Origin of the sequence: Mycobacterium sp. NPDC051804, assembly GCF_044452905.1 — a bacterium.
GTDB lineage: Bacteria > Actinomycetota > Actinomycetes > Mycobacteriales > Mycobacteriaceae > Mycobacterium.
Window position 1 is genome coordinate 729,995 of sequence record NZ_JBITCD010000002.1, and the last position, 25,271, is coordinate 755,265.

The 25,271-nt window shown below is 62.9% G+C and carries 29 protein-coding genes and 1 pseudogene; 16 read left to right on the forward strand and 14 right to left on the reverse strand.

Annotated elements, in window-relative coordinates; all coding sequences use genetic code 11:
* The first annotated feature begins 13 nt into the window (after positions 1 to 13).
* The 9 genes from ACIA48_RS09230 to ACIA48_RS09270 all read left to right on the forward strand — a co-directional run bounded on the left by ACIA48_RS09230 (position 14) and on the right by ACIA48_RS09270 (position 7,455).
* Positions 14 to 1,231, forward strand: coding sequence for a cytochrome P450 (locus tag ACIA48_RS09230; protein ID WP_396729964.1), 1,218 nt, complete (start codon positions 14 to 16; stop codon positions 1,229 to 1,231).
* Positions 1,231 to 2,412 (forward strand): acyl-CoA dehydrogenase family protein, encoded by a 1,182-nt coding sequence (locus tag ACIA48_RS09235; protein ID WP_396729966.1) that lies wholly within the window; start codon positions 1,231 to 1,233, stop codon positions 2,410 to 2,412. Before ACIA48_RS09230 ends, ACIA48_RS09235 begins: the two co-directional genes overlap by 1 nt.
* A 14-nt stretch (positions 2,413 to 2,426) precedes the next feature.
* The gene (locus ACIA48_RS09240; RefSeq protein ID WP_396730735.1) at positions 2,427 to 3,002 is read left to right on the forward strand and encodes a MaoC family dehydratase N-terminal domain-containing protein; all 576 of its coding nucleotides are present in this window, start codon (positions 2,427 to 2,429) and stop codon (positions 3,000 to 3,002) included.
* Positions 3,002 to 3,415 carry a Zn-ribbon domain-containing OB-fold protein gene (locus ACIA48_RS09245; RefSeq protein ID WP_396729968.1) on the forward strand — a complete coding sequence of 138 codons (414 nt, stop codon included), beginning with the start codon at positions 3,002 to 3,004 and terminating at the stop codon, positions 3,413 to 3,415. Before ACIA48_RS09240 ends, ACIA48_RS09245 begins: the two co-directional genes overlap by 1 nt.
* A 19-nt stretch (positions 3,416 to 3,434) precedes the next feature.
* Positions 3,435 to 4,544 (forward strand): acyl-CoA dehydrogenase family protein, encoded by a 1,110-nt coding sequence (locus ACIA48_RS09250; protein ID WP_396729970.1) that lies wholly within the window; start codon positions 3,435 to 3,437, stop codon positions 4,542 to 4,544.
* A complete protein-coding gene (locus ACIA48_RS09255; protein WP_396729972.1) occupies positions 4,541 to 4,993 on the forward strand; it encodes a MaoC family dehydratase in 453 nt (150 codons plus the stop codon). Before ACIA48_RS09250 ends, ACIA48_RS09255 begins: the two co-directional genes overlap by 4 nt.
* 31 nt (positions 4,994 to 5,024) lie before the next feature.
* Positions 5,025 to 6,197 carry a lipid-transfer protein gene (locus ACIA48_RS09260; protein ID WP_396729973.1) on the forward strand — a complete coding sequence of 391 codons (1,173 nt, stop codon included), beginning with the start codon at positions 5,025 to 5,027 and terminating at the stop codon, positions 6,195 to 6,197.
* Between the two features lie 29 nt (positions 6,198 to 6,226).
* A complete protein-coding gene (locus ACIA48_RS09265) occupies positions 6,227 to 6,838 on the forward strand; it encodes a TetR/AcrR family transcriptional regulator (protein WP_396730737.1) in 612 nt (203 codons plus the stop codon).
* A gap of 182 nt (positions 6,839 to 7,020) precedes the next feature.
* A complete protein-coding gene (locus ACIA48_RS09270) occupies positions 7,021 to 7,455 on the forward strand; it encodes a hypothetical protein (RefSeq protein ID WP_396729975.1) in 435 nt (144 codons plus the stop codon).
* Here the strand turns inward: ACIA48_RS09270 and ACIA48_RS09275 are convergent.
* The 3 genes from ACIA48_RS09275 to ACIA48_RS09285 form a co-directional block, all read right to left on the reverse strand.
* Positions 7,452 to 8,660 (reverse strand): cytochrome P450, encoded by a 1,209-nt coding sequence (locus ACIA48_RS09275; RefSeq protein WP_396729977.1) that lies wholly within the window; start codon positions 8,658 to 8,660, stop codon positions 7,452 to 7,454. The genes ACIA48_RS09270 and ACIA48_RS09275 overlap by 4 nt on opposite strands.
* A 17-nt stretch (positions 8,661 to 8,677) precedes the next feature.
* Positions 8,678 to 9,916, reverse strand: a complete 1,239-nt coding sequence (locus ACIA48_RS09280) for a CaiB/BaiF CoA transferase family protein (protein WP_396730739.1) — start codon at positions 9,914 to 9,916, stop codon at positions 8,678 to 8,680.
* Positions 9,917 to 9,982: 66 nt separating this feature from the next.
* Positions 9,983 to 10,546 (reverse strand): nuclear transport factor 2 family protein, encoded by a 564-nt coding sequence (locus ACIA48_RS09285; protein WP_396729979.1) that lies wholly within the window; start codon positions 10,544 to 10,546, stop codon positions 9,983 to 9,985.
* Between the two features lie 112 nt (positions 10,547 to 10,658).
* On the opposite strand from ACIA48_RS09285, the gene ACIA48_RS09290 reads away from it, so the two are divergent.
* Complete coding sequence (locus tag ACIA48_RS09290; RefSeq protein WP_396729981.1) at positions 10,659 to 12,272, forward strand: class I adenylate-forming enzyme family protein; 1,614 nt, start codon at positions 10,659 to 10,661, stop codon at positions 12,270 to 12,272.
* Positions 12,273 to 12,276: 4 nt separating this feature from the next.
* Here ACIA48_RS09290 and ACIA48_RS09295 read toward each other — a convergent pair whose 3' ends face one another.
* Entirely contained in the window at positions 12,277 to 12,696 is a 420-nt protein-coding gene (locus ACIA48_RS09295; RefSeq protein ID WP_396729983.1) for a VOC family protein, read from the reverse strand.
* 77 nt (positions 12,697 to 12,773) lie between these two features.
* Here ACIA48_RS09295 and ACIA48_RS09300 point away from each other — a divergent pair, with 77 nt between their 5' ends.
* Both ACIA48_RS09300 and ACIA48_RS09305 read left to right on the forward strand, forming a co-directional pair.
* Positions 12,774 to 13,562: an SDR family NAD(P)-dependent oxidoreductase gene (locus ACIA48_RS09300; RefSeq protein ID WP_396729985.1), complete on the forward strand. Its 789-nt coding sequence runs from the start codon at positions 12,774 to 12,776 to the stop codon at positions 13,560 to 13,562.
* A gap of 19 nt (positions 13,563 to 13,581) precedes the next feature.
* Positions 13,582 to 14,661 carry a dihydrodipicolinate reductase gene (locus ACIA48_RS09305; protein WP_396729987.1) on the forward strand — a complete coding sequence of 360 codons (1,080 nt, stop codon included), beginning with the start codon at positions 13,582 to 13,584 and terminating at the stop codon, positions 14,659 to 14,661.
* Here the strand turns inward: ACIA48_RS09305 and ACIA48_RS09310 are convergent.
* Positions 14,658 to 15,440, reverse strand: coding sequence for an SDR family NAD(P)-dependent oxidoreductase (locus tag ACIA48_RS09310; RefSeq protein ID WP_396729989.1), 783 nt, complete (start codon positions 15,438 to 15,440; stop codon positions 14,658 to 14,660). The genes ACIA48_RS09305 and ACIA48_RS09310 overlap by 4 nt on opposite strands.
* Before the next feature lie 89 nt (positions 15,441 to 15,529).
* On the opposite strand from ACIA48_RS09310, the gene ACIA48_RS09315 reads away from it, so the two are divergent.
* The gene (locus ACIA48_RS09315) at positions 15,530 to 16,342 is read left to right on the forward strand and encodes a mycofactocin-coupled SDR family oxidoreductase (protein WP_396730741.1); all 813 of its coding nucleotides are present in this window, start codon (positions 15,530 to 15,532) and stop codon (positions 16,340 to 16,342) included.
* Here ACIA48_RS09315 and ACIA48_RS09320 read toward each other — a convergent pair.
* The 9 genes and pseudogenes from ACIA48_RS09320 to ACIA48_RS09360 all read right to left on the reverse strand — a co-directional run bounded on the left by ACIA48_RS09320 (position 16,339) and on the right by ACIA48_RS09360 (position 23,568).
* The gene (locus tag ACIA48_RS09320; RefSeq protein ID WP_396730743.1) at positions 16,339 to 16,680 is read right to left on the reverse strand and encodes a hypothetical protein; all 342 of its coding nucleotides are present in this window, start codon (positions 16,678 to 16,680) and stop codon (positions 16,339 to 16,341) included. The two genes, ACIA48_RS09315 and ACIA48_RS09320, sit on opposite strands and share 4 nt — an antisense overlap.
* A 57-nt stretch (positions 16,681 to 16,737) precedes the next feature.
* On the reverse strand, positions 16,738 to 17,412 hold the full coding sequence (locus ACIA48_RS09325; protein ID WP_396729991.1) for a hypothetical protein: 675 nt from the start codon (positions 17,410 to 17,412) through the stop codon (positions 16,738 to 16,740).
* Between the two features lie 8 nt (positions 17,413 to 17,420).
* Positions 17,421 to 17,558: a hypothetical protein gene (locus ACIA48_RS09330; protein WP_396730786.1), complete on the reverse strand. Its 138-nt coding sequence runs from the start codon at positions 17,556 to 17,558 to the stop codon at positions 17,421 to 17,423.
* Between the two features lie 205 nt (positions 17,559 to 17,763).
* Entirely contained in the window at positions 17,764 to 18,426 is a 663-nt protein-coding gene (locus ACIA48_RS09335; protein WP_396729993.1) for a GntR family transcriptional regulator, read from the reverse strand.
* Positions 18,427 to 18,450: 24 nt separating this feature from the next.
* Positions 18,451 to 19,326 (reverse strand): SDR family NAD(P)-dependent oxidoreductase, encoded by an 876-nt coding sequence (locus ACIA48_RS09340; protein WP_396729995.1) that lies wholly within the window; start codon positions 19,324 to 19,326, stop codon positions 18,451 to 18,453.
* Positions 19,326 to 20,453, reverse strand: coding sequence for a dihydrodipicolinate reductase (locus tag ACIA48_RS09345; RefSeq protein ID WP_396729998.1), 1,128 nt, complete (start codon positions 20,451 to 20,453; stop codon positions 19,326 to 19,328). The genes ACIA48_RS09340 and ACIA48_RS09345 overlap by 1 nt, the downstream gene beginning before the upstream one ends.
* Entirely contained in the window at positions 20,450 to 21,496 is a 1,047-nt protein-coding gene (locus tag ACIA48_RS09350; RefSeq protein WP_396730000.1) for a hypothetical protein, read from the reverse strand. Before ACIA48_RS09350 ends, ACIA48_RS09345 begins: the two co-directional genes overlap by 4 nt.
* A 1-nt stretch (position 21,497) precedes the next feature.
* Positions 21,498 to 22,643, reverse strand: a pseudogene (locus ACIA48_RS09355) (cytochrome P450).
* A gap of 94 nt (positions 22,644 to 22,737) precedes the next feature.
* Positions 22,738 to 23,568: an SDR family NAD(P)-dependent oxidoreductase gene (locus ACIA48_RS09360; protein ID WP_396730002.1), complete on the reverse strand. Its 831-nt coding sequence runs from the start codon at positions 23,566 to 23,568 to the stop codon at positions 22,738 to 22,740.
* Between the two features lie 50 nt (positions 23,569 to 23,618).
* Between ACIA48_RS09360 and ACIA48_RS09365 the strand changes: the two genes are divergently transcribed.
* The 3 genes from ACIA48_RS09365 to ACIA48_RS09375 are packed head-to-tail and all read left to right on the forward strand — an operon-like array spanning position 23,619 to position 25,212.
* Positions 23,619 to 24,260, forward strand: a complete 642-nt coding sequence (locus ACIA48_RS09365; RefSeq protein ID WP_396730004.1) for a fatty-acid--CoA ligase — start codon at positions 23,619 to 23,621, stop codon at positions 24,258 to 24,260.
* Positions 24,260 to 24,454: a bacterioferritin-associated ferredoxin gene (locus tag ACIA48_RS09370; protein ID WP_396730006.1), complete on the forward strand. Its 195-nt coding sequence runs from the start codon at positions 24,260 to 24,262 to the stop codon at positions 24,452 to 24,454. Before ACIA48_RS09365 ends, ACIA48_RS09370 begins: the two co-directional genes overlap by 1 nt.
* A complete protein-coding gene (locus ACIA48_RS09375) occupies positions 24,451 to 25,212 on the forward strand; it encodes an SDR family oxidoreductase (RefSeq protein ID WP_396730008.1) in 762 nt (253 codons plus the stop codon). Before ACIA48_RS09370 ends, ACIA48_RS09375 begins: the two co-directional genes overlap by 4 nt.
* Positions 25,213 to 25,271: the final 59 nt, after the last annotated feature.

Below are 25,271 nucleotides of genomic sequence, written 5' to 3' on the forward strand. Positions count from 1 at the left end.
AGGAAGGCTCCACGTGCCCGCAGATCAGGTTTCCAAGCCCACCACATCGGTCCCGCTACACTCGCCGGACTTCTACGCAGGCGACATTTACCCGGCGTATCAGGAATTGCGCAGGACGGCGCCAGTGGTGTGGAACGACGACATGAAGTTCTGGGCGCTACTCAAGTACGAGGACTGTCGCTATGTGTCGTCAAACCCAGGGCTCTTCACATCGACGAAGGGAGTGACGATCCCCGACCCGGCGTTCCCCGACGCCCCCGTACACGAAGGCAGCCTCCTCTTCACCGACCCACCACGGCACCGGCAACTGCGCAAGCTGATCAACTCCGGCTTCACCAAACGCCAGGTGACGTTGCTGGAAGCAAAGGTTCGCAACCTCGTCAAAGACATCGTGGATGGCATCGATACATCCCGCGAGTACGAGTTCGCTGAGGAGATCGCGGCCCCACTGCCGACTCGTATCATCGCCGAGATGTTGGGGGCCCCGCCCGAAGACTGGGAAAAGTTCCGCACCTGGTCGGACGCCGCTGTCGGGTCGGCAGACCCTGAAATCGAGATGGACAGCTTCGTCGCTGCAGGTCAACTCTACGAATACTTTATGAAGCTGATCGAAGCACGTCGATCCGGCGAGGTGGTCGATCAGAACGACCTACTGAGCGTTCTCGCGGCGGCAGAAGTCGATGGTGAACGTCTCTCCGACAACGATCTACTCAATTTCTCCTTTCTGTTGTTGGTCGCCGGCAACGAAACCACGCGCAACCTCATCGCCCTCGGCACCCTCGCGTTGATCAGGCATCCTGACCAGTTCGCACTGTTGCGATCGAACCCGGCTCTTTTGCCGAGCGCCGTCGAGGAGATGCTTCGCTTCACGAGCCCAGTCACACACATGGCGCGCGTCGCCAACAAGGACGTTGAAATCCGCGGCCAGAAGATCGCGGCCGGCGAAATCGTCGTCATGCTTTACGGCGCGGCTAACCGTGATGAAGATGTCTTCGGCCCAACTGCCGAAGAATTCGACATAACCCGTAGTCCAAACCCGCACATCGCATTCGGCGCGGGCGAGCATTCATGTTTGGGGGCTCAGCTCGCTCGCTTGGAAGCCCTGGTGATGTTCGAGGTGTTACTTGGCACCTATCCGACCATTGAATTGACGGGCGAGGTGACGCGGCTCCGGGCCACTATGGTCCCTGGGGTCAAGCGCATGCCGGTACGTCTGGGAGCGAGTGCGTGATGGATTTCGACTACAGCCCTGAGCAGGAACAACTCCGCAAGGATTACCGCGAGCGCCTTGAGGCCGTGATGACCCCCGAGCGGCGGAAGTCCGTGGCCAAGCTCATGGAGGGCGGCGACGCGATGAGTGAGTGCCGCCGGGCCCTGGGTGAGGCCGGCCTGCTCGGTGTCGCCTGGCCGGTCGAGTACGGGGGCAGCGGTCTCACCGCGCTGGAGCAATACATCTTCGGCGAGGAGGCGCGCCGCGTTAATGCGCCATTGCCGATGATCACTCTGAACACCGTCGGTCCCACCCTGATTCAGTACGGGACCGAGGAGCAGAAGCAGAAGTTCCTGCCTGCGATCCTCAAGGGCGAGGTGGACTTCGCGATCGGATATTCCGAGCCCGGCGCCGGGAGCGACCTCGCCTCGCTGCGGACCACGGCTGTGCGCGACGGCGACCACTTCGTGATCAACGGCTCCAAGATGTTCACCAGCGGCGCGGAATTTGCCGACTACATCTGGCTGGCTGCTCGTACCGATCCAGATGCCAAGAAGCACAAGGGCATCACCGTCTTTATGGTGCCCACCGACTCCCCTGGTTACTCGTGGAAGCCGCTGAACACGATGCCCGGCGTGCAGACGTACTACACCTTCTACGACGACGTGCGCGTACACGAGAGCGCGATCGTGCTCGGTGAGAATGAGGGCTGGACGCTGATCACCAACCAGCTCAACCTCGAACGTGCCGCGCTGGGCAATCTCGGCGCACTCGAGCCCCTTTTCGAGAAGACGCTCGAATGGGCGAAGGCCACCGAGCTGGACGACGGCTGTGTCATCGACCAGCCGTGGGTGCAGCAGGCCTTGGCCCGAGTGGAGGCGCAAGTCGCTGCATATCGCCTGTTGAATCTACGGGTGAACACCAATATGAGCTCCGGCGCCCTCGGCATGGGTGAGGCCTCGGCGGCAAAGGTTTTCGGGACGGAATTGACCCAGCAGGTGGCGCGCGAGCTACTCGATGTCGTCGGCCAGGCAGGCCTTCGCAAGGAGGTATCAGCTCCCCTGAAGGGCGAACTCGAGAGCGCATACCGACTGGCCGTCATCAACACCTTCGGCGGCGGCGCCAACGAATTGCAGCGCGACATCATCGCCATGGCGGGACTCTTGATGCCGCGCGCACCCCGTGACATGCGAGCCTCCTGAAAGGAACCATGACAGTGACCGAACTCGCCAAAGACGAACTGCGCCAGCGCCTCGATGCTGTGATCGGGACGCCTACCGACGGGGTGGGTAAACCGTCACACGCCCCTGATCCGGTGAACGCCGCGATGATCCGGCACTGGGCATACGCGCTGGACGACATGAACCCGGCCTACCTAGATCCCGAGTTCGCAGAGAATTCCCGCTATGGCGGGCTGGTTTCGCCGCCCGTGATGCTGCAGAGCTGGACGATGCCACCGCCCAAACTCGCCGGCATTCACGAGCGCGGTGGTGTGCCGGTAGAGATCAAATCCAACCCCTTGCAGTTCCTTTCCGATGCTGGCTACACCGGCATCATCGCGACAAACTCCGAGTTCGAGATCGAACGTTATCCCCGGGTCGGAGACCAAATCACTGCGGAGACGGTTTTCGATTCGATCTCGGATGAGAAGAAGACCGCCATGGGCGACGGCTTTTTCGTCACCTGGGTCACCACCTACCGCGATCAGCACGACGAAGTCATCGGACGGCAGTGGTTCCGCACCCTGCGATTCAAGACGAGCGGAGCCCCCGCCGGAACGGCTGCAGACTGATGGCCACCAGACTCGCGCCCTCGATCAGTCCCGACACGGAATTCTTCTGGTCGGGGTTGAAAGAGCAGGAACTTCGCATCCAGCACTGCATGGACTGCGATACGTTGAGGGTGCCGCCGCGGCCGATGTGTGGAAAGTGTCAGTCGCTCAACTGGGATTATGTGGTGTCCACGGGTCGCGGCACGGTCTACAGCTTCGTGATGCCGCAGTACCCGCCGCTCCCGTTTCTCCAATACCCCTATGTTGTTGCGCTGATCGAGCTCGACGAGGGTGTGCGCATCGTGTCGAACCTGTGCGAGATCGAACCCGCCGACATCGAGGTCGGGATGCCCGTCGAGGTCTTCTACGAGACCTTTGAAGCCCTGCCGACTGGTGAAGAGTTGGCACTGCACCAATTCCGGCCCGTCGACTGACCGAAGGCGATACACGACAATGGATTTCACATTCACCGAAGAACAAGAGACGGTTGGCAAAGTCGCCCGACAGCTGTTCGAGGCCCGCGCGACGCCGGAGCACCTGACCGAACTCGAATCCACGGATGTTCGTCACGATGCCGCACTCTGGAACGAGCTCGCCACCTCGGATCTGCTCGGTATCGCCTTGCCCGAGTCCGTGGGCGGCACCGGCGGCGGGTTCCTGGAGTTGGCCGTTCTACTCAGCGAAGTCGGGTTCAGCGTCGCGCCGGTGCCGGTGTACGCGACGCTCGTTCTAGGCGCGGACTCGATTGCGCGGCATGGAGACTCCGAGCTACAGCAGCGTTATCTGCCCGGGGTAATCGACGGCAGCACCATCCTCACCGCGGGACTCGCCGAGCCCGGGAACTCCGATCCGACCTCACCGCGAACCACGGCACGCAGCGACGGAGACTGCTGGCGGCTCGACGGCATCAAGGATCTGGTTCCCGCGGCGCAGCTGGCCAAGGCCATCGTGGTCTCCGCGCGGGCCGACGACGGTCCCGGCCTGTTCGTCGTCGAAACAGCGGCACAAGGCGTCACGGTCACCCCGGTCAGCACCACCAACGGCGAGCCCTACGCCGACGTTGAACTGTCTGGCGCGGTCGGTCACCGGCTCACCGAGTCCGTCGGCGCCGACTTTATCGGTGCGTTGTACTCCCGTGCGCTTGTGGGTTTGTGCGCCATCCAAATCGGCGTCGTGGAGCGAGCTTTGAAACTCGCCGCCTCCTACACCACTGAACGTGAGCAGTTCGGCAGACCCATAGGTTCGTTCCAGGCCGTCCAGCAGCGGCTGGCGGACGCCTTCATCGATGTCGAAGCCATCCGCTGGACCACATGGCATGCGGCGTGGCTGATCGCCGAAGGTAGGCCCGCCGAGCGCGAGGCCTGGATAGCCAAGTTCTGGGCCGCCGAGGCAGGTGCGCGCGTCACCGCGTCGGCGCAACAGGTGCACGGCGGCATGGGTATCGATGTGACCTATCCGCTGTCGCGGTACTTCCTGTGGGCCAAGCAGATCGAACTCGCCCTCGGGTCGGCGTCACAACAGTTGGCCCGCCTCGGCCAGACCTATTCGGAAGGAACGAAATGACCTCCACCATCGGACGCTCGACCACCCTCGCGTTCAACACCATCAACGTCGGCGACGAGGTCACGCCGATGGACGTCCCTGTCACGACGACGCTGATCGTCGCAGGAGCAATCGCCTCTCGCGACTACATGCCGGTACATCACGACCGTGACTTCGCAAACTCGCAGGGATCGAAGGACATCTTCCTCAACATCCTGACCACCAACGGGCTGTGCGTGAAGTTCCTGCATGATTGGGCAGGCCCTGAAGCGATGGTGAAGAAACTATCGATTCGTCTTGGTGTGCCCGCATACCCGAACGATCCGATGCGGTTCGAGGGCAGCGTCACCGACAAGTCGTCGTCGGACGGCGAGGGTCTTCTCGAGGTGACCTTCAAAGGCACGAACAGCCTTGGTGATCACGTGAAAGGCACGGCGGTGCTAAGCCTGCTCGACGGGGTGGACGCGTGACGCGCCAGCGAGTAGCGGAGGCGGATCGCGCATGAGCAGGGACGGGATGGGCGGCAAGGCCGCGCTTGCTGGCATCGGCCAGACCGAATTCTCGAAGGAGTCGGGCCGCACGGAGATGCAGTTGGCCTGCGAGGCAGTCAAATCGGCGATCGACGACGCCGGGCTCCGCCCCAGCGACATCGACGGCATGGTGACCTTCACAGTCGACGAGAACGAGGAGATCGAGGTCGCGCGTAACGTCGGCATCGAGAACCTGACGTTCTTCACGAGGGTGCCGCACGGTGGCGGCGCCGCCGCGGGCACGGTCATGCAGGCCGCTATGGCGGTGGCGACAGGCGCCGCCGAAGCGGTGGTGTGCTACCGGGCATTCAACGAGCGCTCCGGGTTTCGATTCGGCGGCGCGGGCCGACAGCCCGGTGTGACGCCGCTGTGGATGGCGCCCTACGCACCGTTCGGATTCATGACACCCGCGGCCTGGGTCGCCCTGCATGCGCAGCGTTACATGTCGACATATGGGGTCACCAACGCCGATTTCGGGAAGATCTCCGTCATCGACCGGAAACACGCCGCGACGAACCCGGACGCCTGGTTCTACGGGAAGCCGATTACCATCGAGCAGCACCAGGAGTCACGCTGGATCATCGACCCTGTTCTGCGTCTGCTCGACTGCTGTCAGGAGAGCGATGGCGGCGTAGCGATGGTGGTGACCAGTGTCGAACGCGCCCGCGATCTCGCCAAGCCGCCCGCGGTGATCACCGCCGCCGCCCAGGGTGCTGCCTTCGACGGTGAAGTCATGACGAGTTACTACCGTGAAGAAATCACGGGGCTGCCCGAGATGGGGGTTGTCGGCGACAAACTCTGGCGCAACTCCGGGCTCAAACCCGACGACATCTCTACGGCGTTTCTCTACGACCACTTCACGCCGTTCGTCTTCACACAGCTCGAGGAGCTCGGCTTCTGCGGTCGTGGCGAGGCCAAGGACTTCGTGTCGGTCGAGGAGTTCTCGCTCGGCGGCCGACTGCCGATCAACACGAACGGCGGATTGTTGGGCGAGGCTTACATCCACGGCATGAATGGAATCACCGAAGGAGTGCGGCAAATCAGGGGTACATCCCACAATCAGGTTGACGACGTCGAGCACGTCCTGGTCACGTCGGGTACAGGTGTTCCCACCAGCGGACTCATCCTGGCCCCGGACCATTGATTAGCTAGTGTCGAGCGGTGAGCTCTGAGATGACGCAGGCCGAGATTGTTCAGGCGACCGATACTCGGGATGTCATCATCTCGGCCGCGTTTCTTTGCTTTCGGACGCAGGGCCTACGCAAGACGACCATCGTCGACATCGCTAAAGCCGCCGAGGTATCGCGCAGCACCTTCTACGAGTACTTCCGGGACAAGGAAACGATTGTCGAGGCCTGCGCGGAGGCAGCGTCGCAGCGGTTCTACCGCAATATGGCCACGGCTATCGACCGACACGGTGGCAGCACTCTGGAGGGCCGGCTGGTGCGGGCAGCCGTTTTCGTCTCCCAAGCGCGCAGAGTCGTTGAGCCGGAGGCGTACTTCGACGAAGAGGAAGTCAACCTCATGATGACGAAGAACGCATCCACGCTCCTCGAGGAATGTGCCGAATTCCTCGCCCCCTATATGTCTGCCGCCAGATTGACCGGCGAAGTGCGCAGCGACCTCGATCTTCCCTCTGCCACCGAATGGTTTGCGCGGATGCTGTTCTCACTGTTCACCACTCCGTCGCCGACCGTCGACATGCGCGATGACGAAGCTGTAGCGGATTTTGTACGACCCTACGTCGTCTGCGGGTTTGCCGAAGGCCGCTTTCGCCGACGCTGACGAACCGGTAGCAACGGATGTCCGATTTTCGCGCTCTATGCGATAATACGTATTCTCATAAACGAAAGCGATGATATCCAGTGAGACCGACCGCCGCATCCGCTGAAATCGACCGCGACCGCGGGCAGCTTCGCAATCGGCCATCCGTCCGAGGTCGGGCAACCCCATCCAGACTGGTCGTCGTGGCGTCCGATACCGCCGACTCGGTTTCCGCTGCAGGCGGTCTCATCTTCGATTCGGTTCGGGCCGGTTGGACCGTCGACATCTACCTTGAATCACCAGGCGATGAACGGGCCTTGTGCATCCTCGGCGCGAGAAGCGTTGCACTCCCCAATGTCTTTGATTTCGAGTCGATTTTGCCGGACGCAGTCTTTCTATCGGCAGCGATGCATGAGCGTCATCGAGGCGTACAGCGCCTCGTGGCAACGTCCATCCGGCGACACGTCGGCGAGATCGGGGTCTGGGGCGGAAGCGTACCGGGCCTCGTCGCCGAAACCCGAAGTGAACATCGTCTGAGCACCGCGGCGCGCGCGTTCAAGCCTCACGCGATGAACGCCGCGGGACTGCCGCCGTGTGTGACAGACATCGAGACGTTCAGTGGCGGTCAGCTCGGTTAGCCCACCCTCCGCACCGGAACGTTGGACCAACCGCAAACATTCGTCATCGCCACACGCCGCAGACCGTCGCGGTCGACCTCATACTCCGGGATGAGATCCAGCAACGCCTCGAGAGCAATGCGGCTCTCCATCCGCGCCAGCGCGGCACCTAGACAGCTGTGCACCCCGTAGCCGAATGCCAGATTGAAGCCCATCTTTCGCTCACGCTCGATGTCCAGTCGGTCAGGATCATCGAACATGCGCTCATCGCGCGTTGCGGACCCAGTCACGAGCAGGACGGCGGCACCTTCGGGGATCGTCGTTCCGTGGTGAGTCACGTCCCGCGTCGCAGTGCGGATCTGGTATTGCGACGGCGCCTCGTAACGCAAGAGTTCCTCGACCGCAGCGGGAACCTTGTTTCGGTCCGCTTGAAGCTTTCGCCATTGGTCGGGAAAGTCGGCGAAAGCGACCATCGCGTTGCCGACGAGCTTCGTTACCGTCTCCGCGCCGGCGCCGCCAAGCATGGTTGCAAACCCTGAGATGTCGACATCCGTCAGCTTCTCCACCACGCCGTCGCGTTCGATCTCAGTGTCGATCAAACGGCTGATCATGTCGTCCTGGGGCTGCGCGCGCCTCTGTTGAATGAGGTTGTAGTAGTAGATGCCAGTGTTCACCGAGGCTTCGTAACCCTGTTTGGTGGTGGCGATCTCCCCTGCCTGACGCTCGAGCAACAAGTCCAGCCAGAGCCGGATCTGATCGCGGTCCTCTTTGGGCACGCCGAGCATGGTCGTGATGACCTCGTTCGGAAACAGCGCCGAGAAATCCGCGACGATGTCGAATCCCGATGGGTCCAGCGAATTTAGGCATTCGAAGACCTTCTCGCGCACCATGCCTTCCAAAGCGGCGATGGCGCGCGGTGTGAACACCTTGCTCACGAGCTTGCGCATCTTCTCGTGCTCAGGAGGATCCATCGAAATGATCACCTTGGGTACCGGAATTGCATCGTCGTGCGCTTTGACCATGTCAAGAGTGGCGCCTCTGGCCGACGAATACGTCTCATGGTCCTTTGTCCCGGGCGCCACGTCGTCATACCGCGTCAACGCCCAGAAGTCCCACTTTGCGCTGTAGTACACCGGTGCCTCGTCTCTGAGCCTCCGGTACGTCTCGTATGCCCCGTCGAAGAAGTCCTGCGAAAACGGGTCGAATTCGATCGGACTTCCGGACACCTCGGAGGTCCTCGCGTTCACAGGATCGCGCCGGATTCTTTGTGCGCCATGATCGTGTCCCAATCTATTCCCGCATCCATCAACACTTCTTCGGTGTGCTGGCCGTGTTCTGGCGCTCCCGGTGGGACAACGGCCTGCTCATCGAACTGAACGGGGTTGGTGGGAAGTGAGAACGGCGTACCGCCAACGGTTTCGGTGTGGGCGATATAGCCGTTGGAAGTGACGGCGGGATCCTCGCACAGTTCCCCGGGCGTCTGCACGATGCCCCACGCACCGGAGAGTCCGGCGAGATTCTCGCGCCATTCGGCCAATGTCTGCTTGGCGAAAGCCTCGTCGAGCGAGGCGATCAGGCTGCCCCTGTTTGCGTATCTGGCGGCCGGATCGGCGAATCGCGGATCATCGACCAGTTCCGGCAGGCCGATCACATGCATTGCTTCGGCGTAGAACTTGTCGAGCTGCAACATCATCAACTGGACGAAGCGGTTGTCCTTCGTCCGATAAGTCCCCACAAGAGGATTCGGCGCATCGGCATGCCCGAACTTCGGAATGGCACTGCCGCCGTGTAGCTGGCTCACCGCGACGTCCGGACTGAGGTTCCACGCCGCCAGCCCGAGCAACGACACGTCGACGACCGAACCCTTGCCGGTGGTGGCTTTCTTGTACAGCGCCGCGGCAATTCCCCCTGCGATCGTCATGCCACCGAGCAGATCACCGAACGCGGGCCGTGACCGTACAAGTTCGTCGGCCTCCTCGCTTAGGACGGTCGCGATTCCTCCACGCGCCCAGTAGGAAACACCGTCGTACCCCGGCTTGTCCGAGTCGGGCCCCTTCGGTCCATGACCAGAGCCGCGCACGTACACGATGCTCGGGTTCACTGCCCGGATGTCATCGACGTCGATGCCCAACTTCTTGCGACGGTCGGGAAGGTAGCTGGTGAGAAACACGTCACAGCTCTTCGCCAGCTCTTGGACCACCTGCTGGCCGCCGGGTTTGCTCAGGTCGACACCGATCGATTTCTTCCCCCGATTGGGGATCTCGATCATGTAGTTGACGGAACCGCCGCCGGAGTCGACGATCCCCATGGTGACGAGGCCGCGCTGTGGGTCACCGCCGTTTCGGGGCTCGACCTTGATGACTTCAGCACCCCACTCCGCCAACACTGCCCCGGCCGACGGGACGAATGTCCAGGCCGCTACTTCGAGCACACGGACTCCACTGAGCACCTTGTCGTCGGAAATGACGTTCCTCCCTACCAGTGATAATCATCATTATCACTACTGAGAATGGCATTTACTCATCGGTTTGTAAAACGAACTCACAGGTCATGGCCGCCGCGACAGCCGGGACGGCAGCTCTGGATCTCCCGCCTCCCAGAACGCCCGCCACGTCGGCATGCGGTGGGGCATCGCCGCGCGAAGCTGCACATCGGCAGGCCATCGAACAAAATCCGGCGTCGGCCGCTCGGTGACGTCAACCGAGTACCACGGATGTTCGCGTCGTTGCACGAAGCACCAGCCGCCGTCTCGACGCGAGTACACATCGTCGTACCGCATTGTGATGACGTACCAGCCGTCGCCGTCCTCGTGTTCTGCGCGGCAGTAGACGGAGCCAGTTGCGTTATCGCAATCGAGGAAGTCGAACTGATGACCGCAGATCAGGTGAATGCTTCGGTAGAACCGCCGCAAGACTGGCTCGTACCACCGCTTCAGCGCTTCCCTGCCGGTCCCCTCCGAGCCGGCGTCGACGTCGGTCACAAACACCGCTACCAACGCATCGAGATCGCGGGCATCCAGCGCCATCGCATAGCGGCTGGGCAGCTGGCTGATCGCGAGACTGGACTCGATCCTGTCAAGCCGGGCAGCCTCATCCGTTTCCAAGACCGCCATGACTGCAGCATAGTTCGTCCATTCCCCGACGAGAACCGGTGTTCTCGATTTACGCATAGGGAACTATCCTGTTGAGGCCCAATGATCATCCGAAGCCGAGGATGCTGACGCCATGCCGTTCCCGACTATCACTCCCACGGTTCCTGCGCTGGTGCGATCAGGTGCGGCCCGTTTCGGTGACAAGCCATTCCTCATCGCCGATGGCGAGATCCTGACCTATTTCGATCTCGACCTGAGGTCGGCACGGTTGGCACGGGCGTTGCTCGCCGCCGGCCTCGGAAAGGGCGACCACGTCGGAATCCTGATGCCCAATAGTGTCGAGTGGGCGGTCGCCTGGTTCGCGACGACCCGCATCGGTGCCGTCGCGGTGCCGATGAACACCTTTTACAAAGCCGCTGAGCTTGCCTGGACCACACGCCATGCCGATCTACGGGCCATCCTCGCCGCGTCGTCGTTCCGGAACCACGATTTTCTCGCGCGTCTGGAAGAGGCGCTGCCAGGTCTTGCCGACCAACGCGAGCCTGGACGGCTTCTGCTGCGCGAAACGCCATATCTGCGCACGGTCGCGATATGGGGGCCGTGCGACAGATTATGGGCAACGATGCTTCGCGACGACGAAGATCCGACCGGCGTCGACTCCGACTTCCTTATCGACGTCGAATCCTGCGTCACCGCGGCGGACGACGCCATGATCATTTACACCTCGGGCAGCACCGGCGATCCGAAGGCGCCGGTGCACACTCAAGGCACGCTCGTGCGCCACACCTACAACCTCACGTTCGACTACGGCGTCACACCCGAGACGGTGATGTTCACCGCCATGCCGTTCTTCTGGGTCGGCGGCTTGATCACCGGCGTCCACGCGGTGATTCACCACGGCGCGACGCTTGTCACGCAGCCGGCGTTCGACGCGGCCGAGGCGCTGGAGTTGATCGAGCGGTACGGCGCGACGATCACACTCGGCTGGCCGCAGCAGGGCAAAACCCTCGCCGAACACCCGGACTTCGGGGCTCGGGATCTCAGTTCGGTGCGGCGCACGAGCATGCCCGCGATGGTGCCCCCGGAACGCAGACCGCAGGGACCCAACGCACTGGGGATGACCGAGCTGTGCGGCAATCACATCGGGGTCGACCCGTATCCACCGCAACCCGCGGATCGGGCCGAAACGGGCGGACGTTCGATCGAGGGCCTGTCCCACATCCTGGTCGACCCCTCATCAGGCGAACGCGTACCGGTGGGCACCGACGGCGAGATCTGGGTGCGCGGTTACTCGTTGATGCAGCGGCTGTACAAGCGTGAGCGCGAGGACGTGTTCACCCCTGACGGCTATTACCGGACTGGCGACTGCGGCGTCCAGTACGACGACGGCTGGATCAGATTCACGGGTCGCCTCGGCGATCTGATCAAGACCGGAGGCGGTACCAACGTGACGCCATCTGAGGTAGAGCTGGCCCTGAGCGATTGCGACGGCGTGCTCGAGGCCTATGTAGTTGGCGCGCACGACGGGGACAACGGCACGGTCGTCGCCGCCGCGGTGGTGCCGCGTGGCGATTCGGCGCTCGACGGTGAGGAATTGCGGACCCAAGTCCGCAGTCGCCTTTCGGCCTACAAGGTGCCGAAGTTCATCTGGATCACAGCCAAGGACGCACTACCCTTCACCGCGACGGGCAAGGTCAAGAAGTCAGATCTGGCGGTGCAACTGGGCGAGCTGCTCGCCAGGGGCTGACCAGTCACGGAAGGTTCGTCGTCAGCAAGGTCAGTGGAATACCGAACAGCGGTTCCAGCTTCACCTCGGTGACCTCGAAGCCGTCACCCTCGACATGTTGGCGGAAATCTGACGTCGTTCCGTGACGCCCCGCGATGTGCTCGGCCGCCTCGGAATCGGCAGTTCGCACCACCACGGAGAACAATCCATCGCCGTGGCGAGCGAGAAAGACCGCCGCAGTTCCGGAGTCGGTGGGCGCATCCGCGAGCGGCGCTATGAGTTCGAAGCCGCGGTCCCAGTCGAGCCTGATCGCCAGGCGAAGTTCCTCGTGGTCGAACGCCTCGAACTGAAATCCAAGGTCTTCGAGGAACTCGACTGCCTGATTCAGCCGCTCTCGTTCGATCGCGAAGACCACGTGGTGCAGTAGCGGCAACGATTTCGTCATGGTCGGACACTATGTCGGTCGCGAAATCAGGTTTCCGATTTGCGGAAACTCTAATTCTCACTTGGTAGATTCGCGTCGTGGCGCTTGAGCAATTCCAGTTGGACGGGCACGTTGCGATCGTGACGGGCGCCGGCCGTGGTGTCGGTGAGGGAATCGCGAAGGTGCTCGCCGAGGCGGGCGCGACAGTGGTCGGCACGGCGCGCACGTCATCCGAAATCGAGTCGACGATGCGGGACATCACGAGCGTAGGCGGCAAGGGGTTGGCATTGACCGCGGACGCGCTCGAGCGCGAGGACAGCGAGCGAGTGGTGCAGACCGCGGTCGACGAGTTCGGCCGAATCGACATCTTGGTCAACAACGTGGGTTTCGCCACCTACGGCCCATTCCTGAGCCTCACGTCGGACAACCTTCGGAGTACGTTCGACTACTGCGTCACCTCGGCCTTCGACATGAGCCAACTCGTCGTACCTCACATGCTCGACGTCGGGCGTGGCTCGATCGTCAACATCTCCTCCGGCGCGGGACGGTTCGGCATTCGCGGGCTGCTGCCGTACTCGGTCGCGAAGGGCGGACTCGAAGCGCTGACGCGTGCCATGGCTCAGGAACTCGCGCCCAAGATCCGCGTCAACGCGATCGCCCTCGGCGCGTTCCTCACCACCGGTCTGCAGTCGAGCTTCGACCTGATGCCGGGTTCGGAGGAAAAGCTGAAGGAGCGAACGCCGTTGCACCGCATCGGCGACGTCGCCGACCTCGGCCGACTGACGCTGTACCTATGCACAAGGGACTGCTACGCCACCAACTCGACGTTCAATGTCGACGGCGGGCTCCAGGGGCCGAATTCCGAACTGCCGATCCCCGATCTGTGAAGCAGAAGGAGCAGAAGTCATGACTAGCGCTCCGTTGAGGGTGGCCGTCATCTCCACCGGGTGGATCAGCAGCCTCGCCATCCGCGCGATACTCAAGCGCCCCCATCTCGAACTCGTCGGGGTGTGGGTACACAGCCCCGAAAAGACGGGACGCGACGCCGGCGAGGTCATCGGTGTGGACCCGATTGGGGTCACCACGACCAACGATCTCGACGAGATCATCGCGCTGAAGCCCGATTGCGTCGTCTACGGCGCGGCCAGCGCGGAAATGGACGCCGCAGCTGTGCGTGACTACGTGCGGTTGCTCAACGGCGGACTCAACATCGTGACCACGAATACGCCGGGAATGATGTTCCCCGACAGGTGGATTCCTGAACTCGCGCGTCAAGTGCGCGAGGCCGCGCTGGCCCGCGGGGTCACCATCTATACGTCGGGTATCGAGCCCGGCTTTGCCGGCGACCAGTTCGCGGTGCTACTGACGACGTTGTCCAACAGGATTCGGTCGATCCGCGCCCAGGAGATCTTCGACTATTCGGCATATCCCAACCGTGACCTCATGGTCACGGCGATGGGTTTCGGCGAACCGCTGGACTTCACCCCACTACTCGAGCTCGAGGGCGCACAGCAGTTCGCCTGGGGTCCCCCTATCGGGCTGGTCGCCAGAGCGCTCGGCGTTGAACTAGATCGCGTCGACGAGTCCTACGAACGGGTCCTCACGCCGCGTGACCTTCACGTTGCCTGTGGCACGATCCCGGCAGGCACGGTCGGTGCGGTGCGGGCGGTGACCTCCGGCATCGTCAACAACCGGGCAGTCATCACCATTGAACACATCAACCGGATGGCCCCCGACCTCGCACCCGAATGGGCGACGGCGCCAAACGGCACCTACCGCATCATCATCGAGGGGCAGCCTCACATGCAATGCGACCTGAAGCTCGGCACCGAAGACACCCCCGAATCGGGCAACGACAACGCGATGGAGGCGACGGCCATGCGTGTCGTCAACGCCATCCCTTACGTCATCGACGCGGAGCCGGGCATCGCAACGTCACTCGACTTGCCGATCACCGCTCCGCGCAACGCAATAGACCTCGGCTAGACGGTGAACATCGGGCCGCGTGGTGCACCGCGGACCTCGCTTCCGCCGTCGACTGCAAAGCTCTGTCCCGTCATCCAACTGGATTCGGGTCCGGCCAGATAGCGCACACCCGGGGCGATGTCATCGGAAACCCCGAGACGACCGAGCGGAACACGCTCGAGGAAGCTCGTGGTGAGTTCCTCGAGATGGATATAGGCCTGTGTGGTGACGGCCTTAGTCAGGCCCGGGCGTACCGCGTTGACTCGGATGCCCCGGGGTCCGAGTTCGGACGCAGCCACGCGGATCATCATCTCGAGCGCGGCCTTTCCGGCGGAGTAGTGACCGAGGCCCTCCATCGGAATCTTCGACGACGTCGACGAAATGAAAACGATCGAACCACCGTCAGTCATCAACGGCACCGAATAGCGCATGGCCAGAAAGTTCGACCGCGGGTTTCCCATCACCAGGTCCGTGAAGGTGGCCAGGTCTTGCTCGACGAGTGGGCCAGTACCACCCGTGGCGACGGTGCCGACGACGATGTTCAGCCGGTTGTGGATGTCGTGAGCTGCCTGCGCTGCCGCCTGCACGGTCGCCTCGTCCTCAGGATCGCCTTTGCGGAGGACGATTTCGGCATCCGGGACGACCGCACGGATGTTGTCACGTGCGGCTTCCAGCCTCGTGGTGGACCGGCCCAGCAAGAACAATGCCGCGCCGTCAGCGGCCAGCAGTTTCGCACTAGCCTGTGCGATCCCTGCCGAGGCTCCGAGAATGAAGGCGGTTTGACCGTTGAGCACACCCATGGGCACCGACGCTACCGTGCCGCCAAGCATGCTTCTCGGAAATTACAAATGCGTATTCTCATTCGCGGTAGCGTACCCACGTGCCAGACATGACCGACAAGGTTGCGCTCATCACCGGCGCCGCCCGCGGGCAAGGCCGTGCGCATGCGGAGCGGCTGAGCGCCGACGGAGCCGACGTCATCCTCGTCGACATCGCCGGACCGCTGCCGCCCAGCGTGCCTTACCCTTCGGCCACGCCCGAGGACCTCGCCGAAACGGCCGCCCTGGTCATCGCCAACGGGAGGCGCGCAGTCACGGCCGCGGTCGACATCCGCGACCACGAGGGCCTGTCTGCGGCTGTCAAGGAAAGTGTTGCCGAACTCGGCCGACTCGACGTGATCGTGGCGAACGCGGGCATCTGCGTTCCGTCGACGTGGGATCAGGTGTCAGCTCGGGATTTTCAAGACACTATCGACATCAACCTCGTCGGCACCTGGAATACGGTGATGGCCGGCGCCAAGCACATCATCGGCGGTGGACGCGGCGGATCGATCATCCTGATCGGATCAGCCGCGGGCGTGACGATGGAGCCGTTCATGATCGCCTACACCGCCAGCAAGCACGCGATCACGGGACTCGCGCGATCTTTCGCCGCGGAGCTCGGAAAGCACAAGATCCGGGTCAACAGCCTGCACCCCGGCTCCGTGGTCACCCCGATGGGCAGCGTCGAGATGGTCGAGGCGATGGCGGATGCCGCCAAGACGAACCCCGTTCTCCGGCATGGATTTACGAAGCAGCTATTGCCCGATTCGATCACTATGCCCGAGGACATCGCGGCGGCAGTCGCCTGGTTGGCCTCCGACGAGGCCCGCTATGTCACCGGCGCTGCGATCCCTGTCGACGTCGGTGTGACAGGAACCTAAGGAGAACCGGCCGCTTCTCGCTCCCCGTGGATGCGCACCAGTTCGCGGAAGCCGACCCGGGGATACTGCGGAACAGGCTGAATCCCCCACTCGTCTCTCGCAGTCTGCTGTCCTGCCGCCTCCGGCGCGCCACCGAACGGCGGGCCCGAGAGCGGATACGGCTGCGTGCAGTCGAGCGTGTCGTCGGAGTAGCGGACCTTCATCAGTTCGCTGCATATTTCGGTCAACGACAGACTCGGCCAGCCGTACCACAAAGCGAGCGCAGGCACCGTGAGGGCACCTTCGACCACGAGACCGAAAAGGCAGACGAAGAGACCGCGTTTCAGCCACCGGTGCATTCGCGCAAAGGGCGGTGTGGTGCCGACGGGCAGTTCTGTTTCGGTCACGGGGTGTCCTCAATCGGAGAAGATCTCACGGTTCACGGTGTGGAGGTATGGAATCGCCAGGAACGGCGTTATGTAGAAGATGTTGTAGAGCCACCACCCGAGGACCGGGAAGGCGACGCCGGCGTAGCGCACGTCGGCATACATCGTCATGTTGATGATGTAGCCAAGCCAGGTGATGAGGCCGAACCAGCAGGTGACGATCATCCACTGGTGTCCCCACCGCCTCATCTGCAGGAAGGCGATCCCGGCGGCGATGCGCATCGGGAAGACAACGACGATGCAGATGATGATCCACGACTTCTCGCCGGGCGCGCCCGCGCCGCCGATCCACAATTCGTTGTAGTGCCAGAAGTATCCGCCGTCCATCAGGTTGCCCCACGCAGTGAAGATCGTGCGGGTGATCAACGCATGGTTGGCGAAAACGTCCAGGCCCCAGCCGATGCTGTTGATCGCTGCATCGATGATGATCACGTAGCCGATCAGCGTGACCATCATGGGACGCACCGAGAGACCGGCGGTTTGTGCTTTGTGCAGCAGGTAGATCCCGCGGCAGAAGACCGGCAGTCCCAGCGGTCCGAGCACCAGGGAACCCATCAGGATCGAGCCGACGATCAGCCAGCGATCGGCGGCCTTCTGCGCTCGGCGACTCTCGTCCTCGTGCAGATCCAAAGTCATCGATGTCATGGCGTCACCTACCAATCCCTGACGAAGAACATCTGCAACTGGACGAGGAACATCGCGGCCATCGCGCCGTAGACGACGATCTGGAAGACGATCAGGGCGCGGTGACGGCGCCGGTCCTGCTCGGACATCCCGTTGCGTCCGGCCATCAGAAGGTTCCGATGTTCGACAACAGCCAGTACCAGAACCAGATGATCCCGACCATCGCTCCCCACGCGAACGTCAGTCGCACCAACTCGTGGAGCATGCGGACCTCCTATATTCGTTCTCATTTCCGAGAACCCGAATTCTTAAGTGAATATTGTATAATGTATCCACAATGTCAACCGGCGAGCTCTCCGCCCGAAGTAACTCTCAGGCCTGCCGGGACTCCAGCGCGGCCATGAGATGCTCGGCCGCCGCCCTCTGAGTTTCGATCTGATTCGCCGACGCGCGCTTTCCGTCACCGGTACGTATCAATGAAATCGTCTTCAAAATACCAAGTTTCGTCGTCTCGACAGCTTCCGGTGACACCGCATTCACATCGCTGACCTCAACCAGCACACGCATGCGACGCAACGTGCGATTCATCCGCTTGGAGACGCCGACTTCCATGATGGCGTCGACGTACTTCCCGACGACTCGCCACACCTCGTCACCGGAAGTTGCGGCTTCCAGTTCGACACCGATGGCCGCCAGCGCGGCATCGAGGTCATCCGTCAACCGCTCGGCGGCCTTCTGGGCGACATAGGCGTAGATCAGTCCGAAGATCTCGGTGTTCTCGCGGACCGATTCCGGGTCGATCGGGAGGACGTACGAGCCGCGGTGCAGCTCAGTCTCGATGCGGCCCTCGTTCTCGAGAATCGCCAGAGCTTCGCGAACCGGAACCCGGCTGACCCCGAGAACTGCCGCGGTCTCCTCCTGATTGATCCGGTCCCCGGGAGCGAGCCGGCCGGCCATGATCTCGTCCCGTAGATACGCCGCAACCTGCTCACCGCTGCTGCGTCTCCTCAGCCGGGCATCCGGTGCTGCACTCACAGTTCGCGACGATACCGTTTCCCGTCAACGAGTCTCGCGGAGCGCACCGAACCTCGGCTGCGCGAGCCCGACGCGCACCAGTTGGTGCATGACGGATGTCGGAGTGAAGCGGCCGACGGTCCGAAAGATCTTGGCGTCGATTCCAGCGCCGCGGTGCACGATCGGGCCGCGATCGCGTTCCAGCGATCGAGCCAGTGACTTCGCGAAGCGCTCCGGCGGATTGGCCACCCTCACCGCGGCGCGACCGCGCTTCTCCATCTTCGGGTGCATCGGTCCGTTCGGCCCATCGGGATTCCGGAAGACGGGAGTGGCGTCGCCGGTAATTTCCGTCGCATACGTGCCGGCCATCAGGATGGTCACGCCGAGACCGTGCGGCGCGATTTCGGCGGCCAATGACTCGGCCCACCGTTCCAATCCGGCTTTGGACGCGGAGTAAATCGGGGAAATCGGCATTCCGCGCACAGCGACGGTGCTCGACACCACCACAACGCGCCCACGCCCGGCGGTGCGCATCGCTGGCAACAACGTGTTGGTCAGCGCGACGGGTCCGAACAAATTCGTCTGAAAAAGTCTTGTCCACTCGGTGGCCGGGGTCTCCTCGGCGAACCCGGCACTCGCGACCGCGGCGTTGTGCACCAACGCATGTGGCGCCCCGACCTTCTCGACGATCTCCTTGCCCGCGGCCGAAACCGATTCGGGGTCGATGAGATCGAGGTTCACCCCGAGCAGTCGCGGATCGTCGGATCGCGCACCGGTGGCTTCACGTAGCCGGTCGAGGCCGGATTCGGCCGACCGCATCGCCCCCACCACACACCAGCCGCGGCGATACAGTTCAGCGGACGAGGCGAGCCCGAGTCCGCGCGAGGCACCGGTTATCACCACGGTGCGGGCCTTGGACATCAGCGGCTACGTGACAATCGGCTGACAATTGCAGGTCCGGCCAACGGCATCCCGATGACGCCCGGTTCCGCCTCCACAGTTGCAGGGATGGCATTGACCGCCGCCATCGCCGTCACCGTGATGCCGGGATTGACGCGGTCGGTTGGGCTCTGGTTCATGGTGAGCGCAAGACTCATACTCGGACTGCCTTCGACCCGAAAGATCATCCCGCCCTGGCCCTCCCGGACCGGCCTCGGCCAGTCGTCCGGCCACGGAGTCGAGCTGACGGTGGCGAAGTACTGCACGGCGACGACCGACTTGCCATCGATGACCCCGGACAGTTGCCATCGGTGGCCGCAGATGGTCCCCTTAGGAATCGTGCCGAGCGCGGTGGGGAGATCTTCGGGTGCCAACGGCGTCTCCCATTCCAATTCCACACTGTCCAGCCGTAACCCAAGCACGTCCGCGAGATACCGCACCACGGTCTCCCAATCGTGATTGACCTTGCCTGAGGCTATCCGTGCGGGTACGTGGCCGTCAGGCTTGCCGAATCCCATCGACTCGTGCAGAACTTCCCAGATGGGATACGACGTGTCCAAGTCCAGTGCGTATTCATCCATCCGATACGAGTCGACCCGTCCCGCGCCGGACAGTAGCGCCGTCGGAATGTTCAAGCTGATGAAGCCGGGCTCGGCACCAGTGGCATAGAACGATGAATTCCCCTCCGCGGCAGCCGCTTCGATGGTGGTGCGCCAAGATTCCGGCGCGGCCGGCGGGTAGACCATGGGAATCGTCGAGATGGCTACTACATTGATTCCCGCCTTCAGGTACTCGACGATGTCGGCGACGGCGTCGTCGTCTCGTCTGACAGCCGTCGCGCAATACGAAACACAATCCGGTTTTGTGGCAATCACTGCGGCGACATCGTCGGTTGCGATCACGCCGACGTTCGGACCACCACACAGCTCACCCGCGTCGACCCCGACTTTGGATGGGGTCGAAACCTTCAGGCCGACCAGTTCGAGTGCCGGGTCGTCGATGAGCGCGCGCAACGCCTCAGTGCCGGTGAGGCCTGTCCCGACGTGGACGACGCGGTAACGAGTTTCGTTGTCGCCGAGCAAGAATGTCTCCTCTGATGGATGCGTCATCTGAAAAACGGGCCGGGCTTACCGGCGTCCTCGAGATGACCGTACGGGTCGTAGACCTTCACGTTCGGGTACGGATTCTGGTCGTACGCTGGCCGCGACAGACCGGCCTCCCGCAGCCCGGCCAGCCCAGCAAGCGGCGTGGCGAACGATACGAGGCCGACCGTCACCGAGATGAGCAGCTGCCTGGTGAGGGTCACTTTGGGCCTGCCCGCCCGAGCAGGTAACCAGCGTGCGATGCGGTTGATCAGCACCAGGTCGCCGTTTTCATCGCGGACACACATCACCGCGACCATGCCGAAGATGATCGAGTCGTACATCGCCATGATCAGCGGGAAATGGATGTGGCCGATCTGGAGGACCGGCCCGACGGCCTCGGTGTAGAAGAAGATGCCGGCGCGCATCCAGGTGAACTGGATCAGCCCGTTGATCGGGATCGCGACGATCGTCGACCCGATGAACACCCTGACCAACCGATAGCTTGCCAGCCAGTTCACGCGCCGCATGAACGGGTCGAGCAGGCGGTCGTGGAGTTGCAGGAAACCAAGGCCGTTCAGCAGGTAGTAGGCCGCATAGCCACCCAGGAACGCCAGTGCCGGTTCGAGATTGGGCGAGATGTTGACATAAGGCCACGTCAGCGGAAAGTGCAGCATGCGGGGATCGAAGATCGCGAACGTCGCCCAGTTGGCCAGCGGATCCAGAGCACCGGTGATGAGACCGGCGAACGCGATTATCACCGCCCAGTGCACCCTGCGCTGCCGCCACGAGAGCCACACCAGCGCGGTGATCAGGCCGATCGCCATTGGGATCGAGCTGATGGACACCGCGTGCGGCCAATTGTCGAAGCCGAGGAACGGCGCATACGGTGCCGGACCCGGGTTGGGGTTGGCCCGCTCCGGGTCACCGTGCAACCCGGACTGGATCGTCACGACAGTCACCACCGCAAAGGCGAGGTAGGCGAGGCCGAAAAGACCCCACCCGATCCGGGTGGGCCACGGAGAGAACACCGTGTCGCAATCCGCTTCCGAATCAATAGTATTCGTCATGTCATACCCAAACCGGTAGGGTCGCCCAGCCCCTGACACTGGTGGTATGGGCAGGTTTGGCCTCGGTGTAGTCGACGTCCCAGTCCGGCCACCGCGTCAACACCTCATCCAGCGCTATCCGCGCCTGGACTCTGGCGAGCGCGGCACCAAGGCAGAAATGGATGCCACACCCGCGGACAGATGTGCGCCCCTGCGGTGGATGTCGAAGGTGTCCGCGTCGGGAAACTGCCGCTCGTCGCGGTTGGCGGATCCGTCGATCAGCAGCATCACCGATCCGTTGCGAACCGTCTGCCCGTAGTGGTCGACTTCGCGCGATATGTAGCGAGCCTGCACCGGTGACGGCGCCTCGTACCGCAGGATCTCTTCGATGGCATTGGGTATCAGGCCGAAATCGGCTGCCAACGCAAGTCGCTGGTCGGGGTGATCGGACAACAGCTGCCCTGCGAAACCCGATCAGCCGGGTGGTCGTCTCGTTGCCGGCACCGACCACTGTCCCGGTGTAGGTCAGCACCTCGCCGCGCGTCAACCGCCGTCGCGAGCCGTCGGGTCCCTCGACGTCGGCGTTCACGAGGTCGGTCATCAGATCGTCGGAGGGATTCTCATAGCGCCAGTCGATGAACTCCCCGATCATCGATCCGGAGTTCGTCACCATGTCTGCAGCCACTTCGCCCGGACCGTCGGCGGACAGTTCGAGCAAGCGGTCGTTCTTCTGTCGGATCGCGACCTGCCGGTCCTCGGGAATGCCCGGCAGGTACCCGATTGTCCGCATCGGCATCCACGCCCCGAGGTCGGCGGTGAAGTCGAAGCGGTCGACGCCCTCCAGCGGTTCCAGCGAGCGCCTGCAGAACTCCCGGGCCAACAGTTCGATGGCCGCCATGGGCCGCGGAGTGAAGACGCTCGACAGCAGGCGTCGGTGCAGATCATGGATCGGCGGATCCTTGAACAGGATGATTCCCGGCGGCACCTCGATCCTGCCGAGCAGCACCCCGATGACCGTGCCGCGCCCCGACTGGTAGTCCTCCCGGTTCACCAGCTCGCGGGCCATGTCGACATGCCTGCTCAACGCGTAGAAGCCGTACTTTTCGTTGCGGTAGAGCGGCGTTTCGTCGCACAACTGCTTCCACACCGGATACGGATCGTCGTCGATCTCGACGTCGAACGGTCGCGGTAGGGGTCAACCTTCACCCTGTATGTCACGTGACGAGAATATGCGTGTACGGCTCGCGCAACGGCGTTTTGCCCTACTCGGCCGGGCGAAGACTGTTGCCCTTGATCACCGGCATGTTGGTCCATGTCCCACGATCGTCGCGGTACCAGCCCGCGGCAGCCAGTGCACCGCCATCTGCGTGGATCACGGTGCCGGACACCCACGCGGCCAGCGGGCTGGCCAGGAACAGTACACATCCGGCGATATCCTCAGGAGTGCCGAAACGGCCCAGCGGGATCCACCGCGGAATGTGGTGCTGTTGGGACGGGTGGATCATCCGGTCGAGAGGGACCTGCGCGCTGTCGGTGGTCTCCGGAGCGACCGCGTTGACTCGGATGCCTTCCGGCCCCAACTCCAGCGCAAGGCTCATGGTGAAGCCTGTGACCGCCGCCTTGAACGCGCCATACACCGCGAAGTGCGGAATACCGCGAAACCCTTCGATCGACGAGATGTTCGTGATGCTCGAGCCGGAACCGGCGTCCCGTAGCAGCGGCAGCACCGCCCGAGTGACGGAGAAGATGTGCTTGAGGTTCACCCGGTAAATGTCGTCGATCTGTTCGTCGGTCATGTTCTCGAACGAAGTGGGACGTGTCACGAAGTGCCCGACGTTGTTGACCAGCACATCGACGCGCCCGAACCGTTCGTCGATAGTCGCTGCAAGCGATGCCACATCGGCGGGATCGGTCGCATCACCTTGTACCACCGTCACGTTGGGTTCCGCTGTCCGCAGATCCTCGGCGCGGGCCTCGTCAATCTCGAGCGCGACAACCGTCGCTCCCTGCCGGGCGAACGCCGATATGGTTGCGCGTCCGATTCCCGCGCCACCGCCGGTGACCAGAGCCACTTTGTCGGTGAAGTCGATCATGTCCACCTCCGCTAGAGAACATCTATTCTCACATGCGAGAATTATGAATTATGGGTGCATCCGAATTCCGCAGCTTCGTCTTCGCTGTGGAGTTCGAGGTAGGCGACGCCGACCGCGTGTGGCCGGTACTGACCCGTTACGAAGAGAGCCTGCGGGATCTCGGGGCGCTCTATGCGTTCATTTACGAATCGATCATCGGCCCGAGTAGGGTGCTGGTCGTCATCGGTGTCCGTACCCGGCAACCGTTGGTGAGTCTTCTTCGCTCGCCGCAACTCTTCGAATGGTTCGATGCGGTTGGTCTCGACGATCTTCCCGCTGTGTTCGCCGGTGAGACGGTTGAGCGCTTTGATATCGGCGACCCGCCCGCACCGGGCACCGAGATCGTGGTCGCGGCCATCACCCCGGTCGATGACGTCGACGAATTCTTGGCCTGGGTGCGCGAATCCCTATCCCAGTTCGCCAGGGCCGGGATTCGCAGAACCCTGGTCTACCGCGCGTTCGACACCCCGCGTGAGGTGATGTTCCTGCAGCAACTGGCGAACCCGGAAAAGGCACTCCTGTGGGTCGAACACTCGGAGCTTGCGGCGTCCTGGCTCGCCGCCGCCGGCGTCGGCGCCTACCCGCCCGTCTTTGTCGGACGGTTCGTCAATGCGATGCGTCTGGCCCAAACCAGCGGGACGGACCTGTACTGATGTATGTCTGTCTTTGTCGAGGTGTCACCAACGAGACCGTTTCTGCCACCGTCGTCGCGGGAGCGAGAACCCCCAAGCAAGTGTCCGCGGCGTGCGGGGCAGGATCGGAATGCGGCAGATGTTGCCGCACCATTCGGTCGATCATCGAGTCGTTGGCGACAACGACGGAAGCAGGCAGGGGAAGCAACGTATGAGTGATCGCAACTCCGATATCGCGGGAACACGGATGCTGATTGTCGGCGCGTCCTCCGGAATCGGACACGCGCTGGCGCTGGCTGCCTGGTCCCGGGGCGCCAAGGTCGCCCTTGCGGCGCGACGGGTGAATATATTAGCCAAACTGGCCGAACAACTCGGCGGCTCGGCGCACGAGCTCGACGTGTCCGACCCGCAGGCCATCGAACGCGTCGTCGGCGAGGTTGCAGCACTCCTCGGTGGCCTTGACGCGATTGTATTCACCAGTGCCTCTGCGCCATTCGCGTTGATCGAGGACACCGACGTGACGACGTGGATGCACACCTACGCCGTGAATGCTGTCGGCGCCTCCCATCTGTTGCGCGCCGCCGTGCCACACCTCGCCGACAACGCCGTCGCGCTCATCGCCTCGAGTCACGACGTCGGAAGACCGCGCGCGGGCGTCGCGGCATATCACGCGAGCAAAGCGGCACTCGACGAGATCCTGCGATCATGGCGGGCCGAACATCCGGAGCTGCCGGTCATTCGGGTGAGCATCGGCCCGACCGAGGGAACCGAGATTCTGCGCGGCGCCGACCGAGACCTGCTGGCGGACCTGTACCGGACATGGGCCAAGGAGGGTCAGATTCCCGCCGAGATGTCTGCGGTCGACGATGTTGCGAACGCTCTACTGTCCTTCATTGCCATCGCGCGCGCGCACCCGACGGTCGTCAGCGACATCGTCCATCTCGCCCCGCGCGCCCGCACCAAGCAAGACTGAGTAGTACGCGCCATGGTCCTGGGCTTCGCGAGCGCCAAAGCCGGCGTAACCGGAGGCAG